This window comes from Tissierella sp. QWL-11 (assembly GCF_058683765.1).
The window spans coordinates 801,871-818,173 of sequence record NZ_CM178750.1 but is presented as its reverse complement, the minus strand read 5'-3'; the positions used below and the strand labels follow the sequence as shown (position 1 = coordinate 818,173).

Genomic DNA, 16,303 nt, shown 5'->3' with positions numbered 1-16,303 from the left:
TCCAGTTTAACTTTTATATACTACATCACCGTCAATAATCACTATTCTAGGAGAGGTATAGTAGTCAAGTGGATCTCCATCCCAAATTACTATATCTGCATCCTTACCTACTTCGATACTCCCCACTCTATTTTCTAGTCCTACAGCTTTAGCTGCATTGATAGTCATAGCTTTTAAAGCAGTTTCTCTAGACAGACCTTTTTTATGCATCATTATGGTTTGAACCATAGTCATACTTAAATCTACTCCTGGATGACCTGTAGATATGGAAAAATCAAGACCATGTTTTTCCATTATAGATGCTATAATAGTATCTATATTTCTTATTTCATGCTCTCTCTTACCACCATAAGCAGGACCTATAACAAACCTTGTATCAAACTCTTTTAACTCTTGTGCTATTAAATATGCTTCACTGGCCTTATCTACTGTATAATTAAGGTTGAACTCTTCTCCCAATCTAATGGCAGTTATAATATCATAAGCTTGATGGGCCACAAATTTTACTAACATACCATCATATATTCTCATAAGAGAGTGCATCTTTATATCAAACTTAGGATTTTGTCCTAAATAGTATTGCCTATGATATTCTTTTGCCTTTATAAAGGCTTCTCTAATCATAGCGGCAGATGCCATACGAGTTTTTGGCATGATTCCTTTATCTCCATAAGTGTGCTTTGGGGAATTTCCCAATGAAATTTTAAATGCTATTTCATCTTTTATTATCAAATCTTCAACAGTTTTTCCATAGGTTTTAAAAGCTGCAAAAGTTCCACCTATCAAATTATTATCCCCAGGACCAGAAACCACTGTTGTAACTCCAGATTGTCTTGCAGTTTGAATTCCTTCATCCATTGGATTTATGGCATCTAATGCTCTAAGTTGAGGCAATATTGGATCTGTATTTTCATTAGAATCATCACCTTCATATCTATATATTTGTTCTTTTACACCTAATTGACAATGGGGCTCTATAATTCCTGGTGTTACAAAATCATTGTTTGCATATATTATTTGAACATCTCCATATTTTTCTGGATTTATTTCTTTACTAATTTCTATTATCTTCCCATCTTTAATAGCTATATCCATAGTCTCTTCATATATATCAACCATGTTTATCAGATTACAACTTTTTATAATCAACATAAACTGCCCCCTCCTTCTTCTCATAAACTACTTTTCCATTTATAATAACTATGCCTGCTTCACTCATAGTATGGAGAGGGTCTACATTCCAAATTACTATATCTGCATCTTTACCCACTTCTATACTTCCTACTCTATCATCTATATCTGTGACTCTTGCTGCATTTATTGTCACTGCTTTTAAGGCCCCTTCACGGGATAATCCATGTTTTACATATAATGCTAATTGCATTAACTGCCCTTCTATTGGTATTACAGGGTGGTCTGTCATTATAGCAAAATCTACAGCTTTTTCTTCTAATATAGCTGCAATTTCCAATGTCTTATTTCTAACCTCAAATTTACTTTTACCACCAGCAGTAGGTCCTATGATGCATTGCACATTTTTAGATTTTAATTCATCTGCTATTAAATGACCTTCTGTGCAATGATCTATTGTATATTTTAAATTAAATTCTTCAGCTATCCTAACCCCTGTCAAGATATCATCTGCTTGATGGGCATGAATCTTTACTCTAAGTCCATCAAACACTCTCATCAAATTATGAAGTCCTAAATCATAATCAAAACTAGCATTTTTATGATTATTTTTTATTTTTTCTTCATACTCTTTAAACTTTTCATGATACTCTTTTGCTTTAAATAGCTGTTCTCTCATAATAGCTGCACTCATCATTCTAGTAGATGGGGCTTTATTTCTCTTTCCATAATTAGTTTTAGGATTCTCTCCTAAAGCCATCTTCATAGCAACTTCTTCTTTTATTATAGTTTTATCTAGGATATTTCCAGTAGTCTTCATAGCTGTAAATATCCCACCAATAACATTGGCACTACCTGGACCTGGTACTACTGTAGTAACTCCATGTCTTATAGCAACATCATATGCTGGATCCATAGGATCTATTGCATCTATTGCTCTTAACTGTGGAGTTGCTGGATTTGTGGTCTCATTTCCATCCATGCCCTCTCTTATTCCAGTTTCATATACTCCCATATGACAGTGTGGCTCTATTAGTCCAGGAGTTACTAATCTTTCTTTTGCATCTATTATTTCGACATCCTCCATGGACTTTCCATCTATTTCTTTTTCTATTTTTACTATTCTGTCATTATCTATTAGAATATCATATTTTTCTTCAAAAATCTCCGCCATATCAATTAATTTACAATTTTTAATTAATAACAAATTATCCCTCCCATTATTTCCCCTTTAATAAAATTTCTCCTAAACGTCTATCTGTTTGCTCTGTATTATAAACTGCAAATTCTCCATTTATTATAACGTGTTCTATTCCTATTGGCTTACAAAATGGATTTTCATATGTTGCTAAATCAGATATTGTTTCAGGATTAAATACTGTTATATCAGCAACCATTCCTTCTTTTAAGATTCCTCTATCTTTGATACCCATAGTATCCGCTGGTAATTTTGTTATTCTGTTAATTGCTGTCTCTAAATTACATATGTTTTCTTCTCTTACTAATTTTAAAAATCTAGGAAATGTACCAAAGCTTCTTGGATGAGACTTGCCTTCATTTAAATTCTTATCTAATGGCAATGAATATCCATCACTACCTATTGAAATATCATCTTCTCTAAGCATTAGCATCACATCTTCTTCTGCCATAGACACAAATATACCTCTTGCTTTACCATCTGTGTTTATTATAATTTGTTCAACTGCTTCTGCCATAGTAATTCCCAACTCTTGACTTAGCTCATATATATTTTTGTCATCTGCTATAGGATATCTATCATATGTGGATACTATATAAATTCCTTCTCCATCTTCTCTAGTCTTAAGTCTCTCTTCTAAATATTTCATTATAATTTCACGCTCTTGTGTTTTAAATCTTTTAGCTGCCATAGACTGCCCACCATCTAGTGTCCATTTAGGTAAAATATTAGTTATACCAGAAGACGATGCATTATATGGATACATATCCTTTGTTACTTTTATACCTTCTCTCTTTGCATTTGTAATATGATCAATTAGTTGTTGAGCTCTTCCCCATTGTGTTTTGCCACCCATCTTTAAGTGAGCAATATGCACCTTGGCACCTGTTCTTCTATTTATTTCATACATTTCTTCTAAAGCGTCAAATATTTTATCACTTTGATTTCTCATATGAGATGGAATTATACCATCATATTTTGCTATCACTTCTCCCAGACTATTTAATTCTTCTTGATTTGCAAATATTCCAGGTGCATATCCTAATCCTAAAGACATTCCCCATGCTCCAAATTTCATCTCTCTATCTAGTAAATCTACCATTTCCTGTAACTCTTCTTCATTGGATGCTCTTCCATCAAATCCCATAACTCCAGCTCTTAAAGCACCATGACCAATTAAAGGAATCAGATTTACAGATGTTTTTTTATTATTAGATTTAGCTTTGTCTATAAATTTTTCCAAAGATGTAGATGCATAATACTCTTTGTCATATTTAGGATGTGTGCCTACATACTTTAGTAAATTTTCCATTTTTTCTTCTTTACAAGGAAACATAGTATTCCCACATTGCCCTACAACCTCCGTGGTTACTCCTTGATATATCTTTGATTCGCATCTATCATCTTGTAAATATGAATTATCTGAATGAGAATGTATATCTATAAAACCTGGGCTTACAGCTAACCCTTTTAAGTCTAAAGTTATTTCTGAGGTTCCATCTATATTTTTTCCTATGCTTGTAATTTTTCTATCTTTGATAGCTATACTACCTTCATAAGCTTTTTTGCTATATCCATCATAAATCATTCCATTTTTCAGTAATATATCATACATATGAATCCTCCTACGCACGCGCTATTAAATTGTATCCACACCCATGTACTACCATTTCATATTAATTCCTTCTTGTATTTCTCTATTTCAGATGGGGAAGCATATACAAAATGTCCATCATCTATCTCCACCATAGATGGTTTTTCTATACTATAATCATGTTCTTTTGATGGATCATACTTTATCCTCTTTCTTGTTCGTTCTGTTATAGGGTTAGGCTGAGGAATAGCAGAAATTAAAGCTTTAGTATAAGGATGAACAGGGTTTTTGTAAAGTTCTTCTCCATTAGCCACTTCAACTAATTTTCCATAATACATTACTCCAATTCTATCCGAAAAATATTTTACTACGGACAAGTCATGAGCTATAAATAATATTGTCAAACCCAGTTCTTTTTTTAAATCATTAAGCAAATTTATTACTTGTGCTTGAATAGATACATCTAAAGCGGATACAGGTTCATCGGCTATTACTAGAGAAGGTTTAGTTATTATAGCTCTTGCAACCCCTATACGCTGTCTTTGTCCTCCACTAAATTCGTGTGGATATCTACTTGCATGCTCTTTTGTAAGACCTACTTTGTCTAGCATCTCATAAACTAATTTTTGTCTTTCTTCTAGATTAGTCATTCCCTTTACCTTTAATCCCTCTCCAATAATTTCTTGAACTGTCATCCTGGGATTAAGAGAATCTATTGGATCTTGAAAAATCATTGAAATATTTGAAGTAAGATATTTCCTTAGTTCTTTATTCATAGGACCTGAAATAGTTCTGCCTTTAAACTTTATTTCACCATTAGTAGGATTATAAAGTCTTATAATAGTTCTTCCTGTTGTAGTTTTACCACATCCACTTTCCCCTACTAATCCAAAGGTTTCAGATTCATATATATTAAAAGATATATCGTCAATTGCTTTAACAGTCACTTTCTTTCTTTTTCTGCCAGAAATAAAATGTTTTTCTAAATTTTCAACTTCTAAAATAGGCTTTCTTTTATTGTTCATCAAGTAGCTCACCACCTTTCATTCTATCTATTCTTTCAAATAATATTTTTGGCATTTTAACTTTAGGTGCATCTTTGTGTAGTAGCCAAGTTGCTGCATAATGAGTATCTGAAATTTTAAAAAATGGAGGCTGTTCTTCAAAATCAATTTTCATTGCATATTCATTTCTTGCAGCAAAGGCATCTCCCTTTGGAGGATTGACCATATTAGGAGGAGTTCCTGGGATAGAAACAAGCTTTTCTTTTGTCTCTAAATCTGGCATAGATGAAAGCAATGCCCAGGTATAAGGATGTGCTGGCTCAAAAAATATTTCTTCATTAGTTCCATATTCTACTACTTTCCCTCCATACATTACATATACTCTGTCTGCCATATTGGCAACTACTCCTAGATCATGTGTGATAAATATAACTGAAAGATTTTTTTCTTTTTTTATATTATTAATTAATTCAAGTATTTTAGCCTGAACAGTTACATCTAATGCAGTTGTTGGCTCATCACATATTAAAATTTCAGGATCTGAAGCTAATGCTATTGCAATAACTATTCTTTGTCGCATACCACCTGAAAACTCAAAAGGATATTGATTAAATCTCACTTTAGGGTTTGGTATTCCTACTGCAGTCATTAATTCTATAGCCCTTTCTTTAGCCTCCTTTTTTGACATATTCTTTTGTAAAGTCAAAACCTCTGTTATTTGTTTTCCTATTTTCATTATTGGATTTAAAGCTGATAATGGATCTTGAAAGATTAATCCAATTCTCTTTCCCCTTATTTCATGGAATACTTCTTCTGTAACTTTTGTTAAATCTCTATTATCATATGATATTTTTCCTCTATCTATAGTTCCGTTTTTTGGGAAGTATGCCCATTATAGATTTAATACTTACTGATTTACCTGACCCAGATTCTCCAACTATTGCTATAGTTTCACCTTTTTTTAATGTAAAATCTACTCCCCTTACTGCATATATCTTCCCTGCATATCCGCTAAAGGAGACATTTAGGTCTTCTACCTTTAAAATTGTTTCTCTATTATCCACTTTAAATCACCCCTAAACTATTCTTGGCCTCTCATAGTTGGATCAAATGCGTCCCTTAATCCATTAGAAAATAAGTTAAATGAAATCATCAATATTGATATCATTACAGCAGGAGCAAGTGTCTGATGTGGAAAATGTAATAATGTCTTTTGGCCTTCAGATAATAATACACCTATTGATGGTTCTGGAGCCTGTAGTCCTAATCCTATATATGCTAAAAAAGACTCAGAAAATATAGCCCCTGGCACTGCTATCATAGCTCTTGTAATGATTGGACCAATTGAATTTGGCAATATATGTCTAAAAATAAGCACCTTATCAGATACTCCTAGAGTTCTAGCAGATAATACATACTCTCTATTTTTAAACCTCAAAAATTGAGATCTAATCATCCTTGCTGTTGGTACCCAACCTCTTATTACTAATGCCATAATAATTGAAAATATTCCCGTTCCAAAAAATATTATAAATAATGTTACTACTACAATTCTTGGAAATGCATTGATAATTTCTGCAATTCTCATCATAACCATATCTACTTTTCCACCATAATAACCTGCTATAGCTCCATATATAACTCCAAAAACAATATTAATTACTACTGATAATAGAGCTATCATCAAAGATACCCTAGCCCCCCTACACAACCTTGTCCATAAATCTCTTCCTAAATAGTCTGTACCTAGCCAGTAATATTCATTTTCTGCTCCAGTAAATTTATAATAATCCACAACTATATCAACTACCTTTATACCTCTAACTTCTCTTTCGTTTCTTCTTTCTAATATAGTTCCTGGTGGATATTTTTCTTCATTTTCTAAAGAATCCAGTCTTCTATTTTCGATAAGTCTTGTACTATCTCCAATCCCTATCTTCTCAATTCCTGGAATTCTAGGAGGCATATTTACTCTACTGACATTTTGATCATTGAAACCTAAATTATTGAAGCTAGGTCCCACTATAGATAAAGCTGCAATTATACAAATCAAAAAGAATGAAATTACAGATGCTTTATTCTTTCTAAGTCTAATCATGGCATCTTCAAAATATCCTATAGACTTAATTTCAAATTTCTCATCTTTTATTGATTTATCTTTTTGTACAAACTCAAACTTATGGGTACTAATATCTTCTATTTGTCGATCTCTTTTCATACTGTTCATTGACTATTCCCCCCTATTCTAATACGAGGATCCACAATACCATAGGATAAATCTACAACTAATATAGTTAAAAGAGATACAAGGGAATAAAAAATTAGCACTGCTATAGTTAATGGGTGGTCATTTGCATTTATAGAATCTATCATTATACCACCTACCCCTGGTATAGAAAATATCCTTTCTATAACAAGAGAACCTCCTAATATATTTGTAAACATAGGAATTATTATATTAGTTAAAGGCAATAATGAATTTCTAAAACCATGCTTTACTGTTGATTGAACCTTTGTTAAGCCTTTTGTTCTAGCTAATAACATAAACTCCGAATCCAAAGTTTCTATTAATTCACCTCTTAAATATCTAGTAACAGTTGCAATAGGGCCAAAAGATAAAGCTAAAATAGGCAGCATCAATGAGGACAGTCTAGTAACTCCAACTTTCGTTCCTTGATATACTATTGGAAATAAGTCTAATTTAAATGCAACAAAATATTGAAGTAATGATGCAAAAACAAAGGATGGTACTGAGATAAAAATTACTACCAGAAATGATATTATATGATCTGTTAATTTGTTCTTTTTTAATGCTGCTGCAGATCCAGCAATAATCCCTAAAGGCAAAGATATAGCTAATGATATTATATTTATTGTCATAGATACTGGTATTCTAGTTTTTAATACTTCAAATACAGGTACACTGGGCTCTATTTTAACTGAAGTTCCCCAGTCATTATTTAAAACTATTCCTTTTAAAAAGTAATAATATTGAACGATAAAAGGCTTATCTAAATGGGCTTTTTTCTCTAAAGCTTCAATAACCTTTTGAGGTAGTTCTGGGTTTTCATAAACATTTCCTGGCATAAGTCTTACAACAATAAACGCCATAGTAAGTATTATAAATAAAGTAATAAACATAGCAATTACTCTTTTGAATATATATTTTATCAACTATAACCCCCCTTATAGAGTTTCTAATGTTTTAGCCCAAACACAAGAATTATCATAAGTCTTGTGTTTGGATTTATAAATCTTATTCTAGTATATCTGCATACTTTGTTCCCCAGCCAAGTCCAGATTGGTATATATCTACTGGCAAATCTATCCTTTCTGAAAACATTACCTTATTTACTACTTCAAATATGGGTATAGTTATAACATCTTCTATATATTCTTTTTCTAATTCCATAGCATATTCTGCTACCTTTTTTTCATCTAATCTTACTTCTTCCTGAATTGATTCATGATATAATTTGTCTAGCTTCTTATTATTATAAGGTGCGTTTGCCCTTGGATAATCGCTTTGGAAGGTTTCAAAGTTTCTATTAGGTGCAAAGTCTCCTGATGACCAAGACCATGCTCCCCATGACAATTCATAGCTAGAAGGATTTTGTCTGAAATCTTTCATTGTTTCAAATAATTGCTTGTTTGGTAATGCTTGTAGTTTTAATTCAAATTTATCTTCTCCAAATAATTCCATCACGCTCTTTTGTTGATATTCTGCCATCATTTTTACATCTTCTCTTGAATCATAGTAATTTAAAGTTAAGCTTACTTTAGATATTCCTTCTTCTTCTAAAGCCTTATTAAATAATTCAAGGGCTAATTCTGGATTGTATCCATTATTTTCTGGTATATATTCATTAGCCTCAGGAATATCTCTAAATTTACTACCATCTGAATATGCAACAGAATTTGTAGAAACATAATAAGGTGCTGGTTTGTGCTTTCCTAATTCTGCCATAGTTTCTCTATCCATAGCATAGTACAATGCCTTTCTAAAATTCAGATTTCCAAGTATTGGTTGGTCTGGATTAGCCCTATTAATTTCTACATTTCTTACTACCCTTGATGGAAAAACTGCAATTCTAGGATCTTCTTCATACTTTAGATAACCTTCTGGTGAGAGATTTATATAATCTAGCTCCCCATTTTCAAACATTTGCATCTGAGTTCCAGTATCTTTAATAATTCGAGTATTCACTCCATCAAGTTTTATTTCATCTGCAAATAAGTATTCAGGATTCTTGCTAAATACACGTTCTGATCCTTTTATCCATTCATCTAATATAAATGGACCAGCAGATATAATCTTGTCTTTATCAGTGCCATATAAGGTTGAAGTCTTAGAATCGTTCATGAATTCTTCATACATTTTTTCATTTACCGCTTTAGTCACTCTAACACTAAAATGTCTCATTACATCTTGCTCTGTATATCCTTGTGTTGTCTTAATTTGAACAGTATAGTCATCAATTTTTTTAATGCCAACATCTTCCCAATCAACTTTTGTTTCATCAGCAACTTGAGTATAATATTGTTCTGCATTTTCTATTTCTATATAACTAACTGCTAATGATATGGCAGGTGGATTTAATAATGTTGGATCTAGTGCTGTCTTCCAAGAATATATAAAAGTATCTGCATTTATTTGCTCTCCATTTGACCACTTAGCATTTTTATTAATCTTTATCTCCCATACTTTGCCTTTGTCATCCATTTGCTTAGGATTTCCATCAGCCAATTCAGGTGCTAAATATGAACTATTTCTATCTTCTCCTGGAACATATCTATATAATCCAGCATTTATAAGAGTACTAATCTCATTATCATAAGATGTACTAGCTATATGAGGATTAGCATTTGATGCCGCCATCACTGAAAGCGTTCTAAAAATTTTTTCTGTTTCTTCTAGTTTATCTGTAGATTGTTTTGCCTCACTATCTGTTTGCCCATCTGCTGGAGCATTATCCGGATTTTTTGATGAACACCCTGTTAATATTACACTAATACATAGAGCTAAAACGACCATAGATAAAACAATTTTTTTACACATCTTATTCCCTCCTTATTTTAAGTAAATCTAATTAAACCACAACTTATAGATGTGATAATTAACTTTTTAAAATTATTATGTAATCTCATTGAATAAGCCACAAATATTTTTAATTTTCAATTAATTTAAGATACTAATAAATATATCATCTAGTCAGAGAATCACCGGCTAGTTCTCATGTTAAGTAATAAATATAATTTATCTGATTTTTTATACTTTTCACTTTAATACTTTCATTATATGAGGGTTTAAGATATAATATGTTTATAAAATAGAGGTGGAATATATAAATGAAAAATCAAAAAAATAAATTTATATTTAAACATATATTAATAGCCATTTTGTTCATTAGTATATATAGTTTTTTTCTAGGAAATAAAAGTTTTCCTCTAAATTTATCAGACTCTTTAGGTGTTTTAGGTTTAATTTATATTATAATCGGACTTTCTAAATTAGTTAAAAGTCTAGGTTTTTTTGATTTATTAGGTTTTGGATTTAAAAAGTTTTTCAATATAATTTTAGATAAGAAAAATTCCGAAAAAGATTTTAAAAATCAAGACTACATAAGTTATAAAAATGCAAAAAAATACAATAAAACCTACATTGAGTTTTTATTAATAGGCTTTATTGAGATTTCTCTTTCTTTAATTTTTTACTATTTCTAATCTATCATAAAAATATTTTTGTATTTTACTTTTATCCTTGAGATTGTTAATTAAAGTATCTTCCATATCTAATGCCAATGCAGAAACCAATAAATTACAAAGAGACATGGCAGCTGTTATAGAATTATAAAACAGAAATGTATATGTAGCACAAGTAAATACAACTTCTGACTTTATGGCTATTGGTGAAGTATTTTTATCAGTTATGCTTATAATTTTATTTCCATTATTTTTTAGATACTCTGCTAATACAATTGGGTTTTTAGAATATCTTGGAAATGAGCACATTATAAATACATCTTCCTTTTTTACTTGTATCATTTTTATACTAATAGCATTATATGAACTAATATCTAGTATTTCCGTATTTATCCCTAATAATGTCAATCTTAAATATAAAAACATAATGGGTACTTCAGAGATACATTGACCTACTAAGTATACTTTATTTGCTTTTTTTATAATTTCTACTGCTTTTTTTACATCTAAAATATTAATTCCTTGCATAGTTCTTTTTAAAGCTTCTTCATCTAATTTTATAAATTCTATTAACTCACTTTCTTTATCTTCAATATTAGTTATTGCATTTACAATCTTATCACTTGGCGAAAGCATCATTTGAATATAAGCTTGTAAATCCTTCTTAAAATTACTAAAATTATCATATCCTATTTTCTTAGAAAAATTAATAATTGTTACCTCTGTAGTTTCTACCTCTTCTGACATTTCCTTAAGTGAAAGGAAACATGCTTTGTCTGTGTTTTTTATTATATAATCTGCAATTTTTGTTTGAACCTTACTTAAATTAGAGTATTCTTCATTTATTTTTTCTATTACGGTCATCTCGAACCCCCTTTTTATTTTATAGTTAATGATTTAATTTTTGATTATATCTATATCTTTTACTTTTCTATATATCTATTATAAAAAACTTAACATTATTCTATAATAATTTTTATAATCGAGTAGGAGGAAAATAATTATTTTATTTTCCGTCCTCTCACACCACCGTACGTACCGTTCGGTATACGGCGGTTCATTAAGACAGTCTAGCTTTTTCATACTGTGAAGATAAACTTTTAAAACCATGACTAATCAGTCTTTGATTAGTTATGGTTTTACTTAGTATTGGACTAATTGATGTTCTCCAGTAACTTTTCCTTGTATTTGCATACTCCCAAGCCTTGTATTTAGGTACTCCTAGTTTCATTAGATTCTTAAATCTTGTTCTACCTAGTTTCCATGTTTTCCATACACAAGCTCTAAGTCGCCTTCGTACCCATTTGTCTAGTTCTGTTAGTTTAGTCTTCATATCTGCCAGTTTAAAGTAATTTACCCAACCTACAATTATTTCATTTAGTTTCTTAATTCTATAATCAAAATTCATGTTTATATTTCTATTAGTAATCTTTCTAATCTTTTCTTTAAGTCTTTCATAACTCTTGTTATGGGTTCTAAATCTAATTTTACCTTTTGAGTAGTAGAAACTGTATCCTAGAAATTTTCTTTTAGTTAGTGGAGATACTGCTGATTTCTCAGTATTTACTTTTAGTTTTAGTTTTCTTCCTAGAAATTTAGTGATGCTCTTAAGGACTCTTTCTCCTGCTCTTGTGCTTTTAACATAGATATTACAATCATCAGCGTAACGGCAGAATTTATGTCCTCTTATTTCTAATTCTTTATCTAATTCATCAAGTAATATATTGCTGAGTAATGGGCTTAAAGGACCACCTTGGGGTGCTCCTTGTTCTGATTTGACTGCTATACCATTTAACATTATCCCTGAGTTTAAATACTTCCTTATTAATTTTAATACTCTTTTGTCTTGTATCTTTCTTGATACTAAGTTCATTAATATGTCATGGTTTACATTGTCAAAGAACTTTTCTAAGTCCATATCTACAACTTGTTTGTATCCTTCATTTATATATGTTTGAGCTTGTTTTAGAGCCATGTGTGCACTTCTTCCTGGTCTAAATCCATAGCTATTATTTGAAAATGCTCTATCGAATATCGGATTAATCACTTGGTTTATTGCTTGCTGGATTAATCTATCTACTACTGTTGGTATTCCAAGGAGTCTTATGCCTCCATTGGGTTTGGGTATTTCTACTCTTTTTACTGGTTGTACTTTGTATTTTCCATCTAACAGATTTGCTTTCAAAGTTTCGTAGTTTTCTTTCAGGTAGGTTAGAAGTTCATCTACTCTCATTCCATCTATTCCACTACTTCCTTTGTTAGCTAGTACTCTTTTGTATGCTTCAAAGATATTTCTCTTATCTACAATCTTTTCGAGTAGATTTTCAGTATTAAATCCCGACTTGGTTTTCAGATTTGACTTCGCCGACAAATCACTATACGCTCCCTGTTTACCTTGAGTTTCCATCTCTACTTCCACAGTCCAGCCCAAATCTTTGGTTTTCTGTATTCTTTTCATGTTTGTTGAGATTGCCAAACTTACTCACCTCCCTAATGTTCAGTCCTTCCAAGATTATCATGATTAATCTTGTACTATGACTTCTGCTGACTTCTGATAATTCAGTTACATATCACTATGTAGTTTGTCATGTAGACCGTAGTCTTTTATGACTTATCTATCAGACCTCCCCAGGTAAGAATACAAACTTTCTCTCCATATATCTGCTACATTTACTTCCCCTGTTTCGGATAGTTTAGGACTTTGGTTTGTATTGCAACCTCATCCACAAGGTCAAGCCTCAAATGTAGTTCGTGTACCTCAGACCGGAGTTTTGCCGCCGACTTCCTTCAGATTCCACCTCACAGTGGACACCCTTGTCTTAAGCTAACGGTTGGCACTATCAACCCCCGTATCGGACTTTCACCGACTAGTTTGCGTCCATGCTGGGCGCACAATAAAAGCTGTCTTAAAATAACTTTAAGACAGCTTTTATTTCATTATCTTTTTGATGGGATACTATTTAAAAACATTTAAAATATCTTAGTGGACCATTCTTCACAATTCCATATTTCAGTAGCCACATCTCTGTAAAACTCAGGTTCATGGGATATAAGTAATATTCCACCTTTATAAGCTTTTAAAGCTCTTTTTAATTCTTCTTTTGCCTCAATATCTAAATGATTTGTAGGCTCATCTAAGATCAATATATTGGTCTCTCTATTTAATATCTTGCACAATCTAACCTTTGCCTGTTCCCCACCACTTAAGACCTTGACTTTAGATTCTATATGGTTTGTAGTTAATCCACATTTAGCCAAAGCTGACCTAATCTCAAATTGTTGCCAACTAGGGAACTCTGTCCATAATTCTTCTATACATGAGTTATTGTTTTTTTCTTTTATCTCTTGTTCAAAATAACCTATCTCCAGATTGTCTCCTAATGATACATTCCCAGAATATGGATTTATTAGACCCAATACAGACTTTAACAATGTTGTCTTTCCAAGTCCATTTGCTCCAGTCAATGCTATTCTTTGTCCTCTTTCCATCCTCAAATTAAGAGGCTTAGAGAGGGCCTCATCATATCCAATTACTAAATCCTTTGTTTCAAAAATTAATTTTCCTGCTGTTCTTCCTTCTTTAAAATTAAACTCTGGTTTTGGTTTTTCTCGGGAAAGCTCTATAATATCCATTTTATCCAACTTCTTTTGTCTAGACATAGCCATATTTCTTGTGGCTACTCTAGCCTTATTTCTAGCAACAAAATCTTCTAGTTCAGCAATTTCCTGTTGTTGTTTCTTATATGCTGCTTCCAATTGAAGTTTTTTCGCCTCATATATTTTTACAAATTCATCATAATTACCAACGTATCTGCTTAATTCTTTATCTTCAATATGATAGATAAGATTTACCACACTATTTAAAAATGGTATATCATGGGATATAAGTAAAAATGCATTTTCATATTCTTCTAGATATCTTTTTAACCATATTATGTGTTGTTCATCTAAATAGTTAGTAGGCTCATCTAGCATTAAAATATCAGGTTTTTCTAATAAAAGTTTTGCAAGTAGTACCTTAGTCCTTTGTCCACCACTTAAATCATTCACATCATTATCTAGTCCAATTTCATCTAAACCTAATCCTTTAGCAATTTCTTCGATTTTAGAATCTACTATGTAAAAATCATTATGTTCCAATATATCTTGAATTGTACCTACTTCTTCTAGTAAAGATGTTAATTCATCTTCACTTACATCACCCATTTTCATATACATATCCTGCATCTCTTGTTCCATATCAAATAGATATTTAAATGCATCACGAAGTATATCTCTTATAGTCAATCCCTTATGAAGTACAGTATGTTGATCTAAGTATCCTACTCTGACTCTTTTAGACCATTCAATTTGACCTTCATCAGGCTCTAGTTTCCCTGTTATTATATTCATAAATGAAGATTTACCTTCACCATTTGCACCAATCAATCCAACATGCTCCCCTTTTAATAATCTAAAGGAAACATCTTTTAATATCTCTCTACCACCGTAGCTATGACTTAAGCCTTTCACTGTTAATATACTCATATTAATACTCCTTTCAAAACAAATCCCATAGGGCTATAGCTTTTATTATAACATAAGCAGTAATATGGTAGGTAGTATTAATTCCCTTTGTAGTAGTTCAATATCTATATAGTCATTTGAACCTTGGGATAAAGATAGAGCTGTTAGCGAAAGAGAGACCCTCGGGCCTCCCTTTGAATAGTATCAATTCTTCTCAATAGAAAAATAGATTAATTCTCTATTATTTGTTCCATATATATTTCCTTTATTGTATTTGATGAATACATCATGATTCTCAATATCAATTGTTTTGGTATTTCCTTTGTTTTTAAATATATTTTTATATTCTTTTATCAATATGTCTTTATCATCTCCATCTAATTCTAAGGTGTTTAGTAAATTGATAAATACATCTATGTCCTCACCTTTTAAATCCATCCCCTTTTTGCCTTGGAGAAGTATATTTACCTTTTCTATATCCCTATCTTCAAAAAACATATTGTATCTTACGGTAAAATTATTTTCATGATACATATTATAGACACTGTTTGGATTGCCAAAATCTATTAAATTTTGCTTTTCCCCTAGTACCACATTGTTTAAGACATATTTATCCTCAGATATCTCATGGAAAATATCTCTATAATCTTCATCTTCTATATTTGAGAAATTGACAGCAATAGATATATAATTGTCTATTGCTCCTATGTTGTCAGAACATACCATAGCTCTTCCTAACTTTTTTATAATAGGATCATTCATCTGTATTTTTTTATTCTCCATCTCTTTGACATAATCTTTTAATCCTTTAGCTAGACTCCTATCTAATATTTCTACTAAATCATTAAAATATTCTTTGTTGAAAATAGATCTATTATTAAATTCAGTTTTTTTGACTCTATTTTGACTATTATCTTCGTATATATTTATATATATAGGATAGCCTTCTCTATTATCAACTTGTTCTTTGTATTTTTCACTTAAATCATTTATTTCTTCAATTACTTTTTTTACATCATCTTTTATATATACACTTTTTTGTCTATTGTCCTTTATTTCATTTGACTGTTTTTCTATAGCTGTATCTTTAAATTCAATATTAGCAGACTCTGTAGACCATCCACTTAGAATCAATATAGCTCCCAATATGCATATCAATTTTTTCAT

14 protein-coding genes are annotated in these 16,303 nt (G+C 31.1%); 1 reads left to right on the top strand and 13 read right to left on the bottom strand.

Annotated features, from left to right (window positions below):
• Nucleotides 1–6 precede the first annotated feature (6 nt).
• The 9 genes from AC4PG3_RS03960 to AC4PG3_RS03920 all read right to left on the bottom strand — a co-directional run bounded on the left by AC4PG3_RS03960 (nt 7) and on the right by AC4PG3_RS03920 (nt 9,986).
• Entirely contained in the window at nt 7–1,152 is a 1,146-nt protein-coding gene (locus AC4PG3_RS03960) for an amidohydrolase (protein ID WP_492197775.1), read from the bottom strand.
• A complete protein-coding gene (locus tag AC4PG3_RS03955; RefSeq protein WP_492197774.1) occupies nt 1,130–2,338 on the bottom strand; it encodes an amidohydrolase in 1,209 nt (402 codons plus the stop codon). Before AC4PG3_RS03955 ends, AC4PG3_RS03960 begins: the two co-directional genes overlap by 23 nt.
• Before the next feature lie 13 nt (nt 2,339–2,351).
• On the bottom strand, nt 2,352–3,944 hold the full coding sequence (locus AC4PG3_RS03950) for an N-acyl-D-amino-acid deacylase family protein (RefSeq protein ID WP_492197773.1): 1,593 nt from the start codon (nt 3,942–3,944) through the stop codon (nt 2,352–2,354).
• Nucleotides 3,945–4,000: 56 nt separating this feature from the next.
• Nucleotides 4,001–4,948, bottom strand: a complete 948-nt coding sequence (locus AC4PG3_RS03945) for an ABC transporter ATP-binding protein (RefSeq protein WP_492197772.1) — start codon at nt 4,946–4,948, stop codon at nt 4,001–4,003.
• Nucleotides 4,938–5,777 (bottom strand): ABC transporter ATP-binding protein, encoded by an 840-nt coding sequence (locus AC4PG3_RS03940; protein ID WP_492198196.1) that lies wholly within the window; start codon nt 5,775–5,777, stop codon nt 4,938–4,940. Before AC4PG3_RS03940 ends, AC4PG3_RS03945 begins: the two co-directional genes overlap by 11 nt.
• A 7-nt stretch (nt 5,778–5,784) precedes the next feature.
• On the bottom strand, nt 5,785–5,991 hold the full coding sequence (locus tag AC4PG3_RS03935; RefSeq protein ID WP_492197771.1) for an ATP-binding cassette domain-containing protein: 207 nt from the start codon (nt 5,989–5,991) through the stop codon (nt 5,785–5,787).
• Between the two features lie 17 nt (nt 5,992–6,008).
• A complete protein-coding gene (locus AC4PG3_RS03930; protein WP_492197770.1) occupies nt 6,009–7,154 on the bottom strand; it encodes an ABC transporter permease in 1,146 nt (381 codons plus the stop codon).
• Entirely contained in the window at nt 7,151–8,101 is a 951-nt protein-coding gene (locus AC4PG3_RS03925; protein ID WP_492197769.1) for an ABC transporter permease, read from the bottom strand. Before AC4PG3_RS03925 ends, AC4PG3_RS03930 begins: the two co-directional genes overlap by 4 nt.
• Before the next feature lie 82 nt (nt 8,102–8,183).
• Nucleotides 8,184–9,986: a peptide ABC transporter substrate-binding protein gene (locus AC4PG3_RS03920; RefSeq protein ID WP_492197768.1), complete on the bottom strand. Its 1,803-nt coding sequence runs from the start codon at nt 9,984–9,986 to the stop codon at nt 8,184–8,186.
• Nucleotides 9,987–10,276: 290 nt separating this feature from the next.
• Here AC4PG3_RS03920 and AC4PG3_RS03915 point away from each other — a divergent pair, with 290 nt between their 5' ends.
• A complete protein-coding gene (locus AC4PG3_RS03915; protein WP_492197767.1) occupies nt 10,277–10,651 on the top strand; it encodes a DUF3899 domain-containing protein in 375 nt (124 codons plus the stop codon).
• On the opposite strand, the gene AC4PG3_RS03910 is transcribed toward AC4PG3_RS03915, so the two are convergent.
• From AC4PG3_RS03910 to AC4PG3_RS03895, 4 genes are all read right to left on the bottom strand, one after another.
• Entirely contained in the window at nt 10,631–11,494 is an 864-nt protein-coding gene (locus AC4PG3_RS03910) for a MurR/RpiR family transcriptional regulator (RefSeq protein ID WP_492197766.1), read from the bottom strand. The two genes, AC4PG3_RS03915 and AC4PG3_RS03910, sit on opposite strands and share 21 nt — an antisense overlap.
• Nucleotides 11,495–11,690: 196 nt before the next feature.
• Nucleotides 11,691–13,106 carry a group II intron reverse transcriptase/maturase gene (ltrA, locus tag AC4PG3_RS03905; RefSeq protein WP_492197765.1) on the bottom strand — a complete coding sequence of 472 codons (1,416 nt, stop codon included), beginning with the start codon at nt 13,104–13,106 and terminating at the stop codon, nt 11,691–11,693.
• 494 nt (nt 13,107–13,600) lie between these two features.
• The gene (locus AC4PG3_RS03900; RefSeq protein ID WP_492197764.1) at nt 13,601–15,157 is read right to left on the bottom strand and encodes an ABC-F family ATP-binding cassette domain-containing protein; all 1,557 of its coding nucleotides are present in this window, start codon (nt 15,155–15,157) and stop codon (nt 13,601–13,603) included.
• A gap of 183 nt (nt 15,158–15,340) precedes the next feature.
• Complete coding sequence (locus AC4PG3_RS03895) at nt 15,341–16,303, bottom strand: hypothetical protein (protein ID WP_492197763.1); 963 nt, start codon at nt 16,301–16,303, stop codon at nt 15,341–15,343.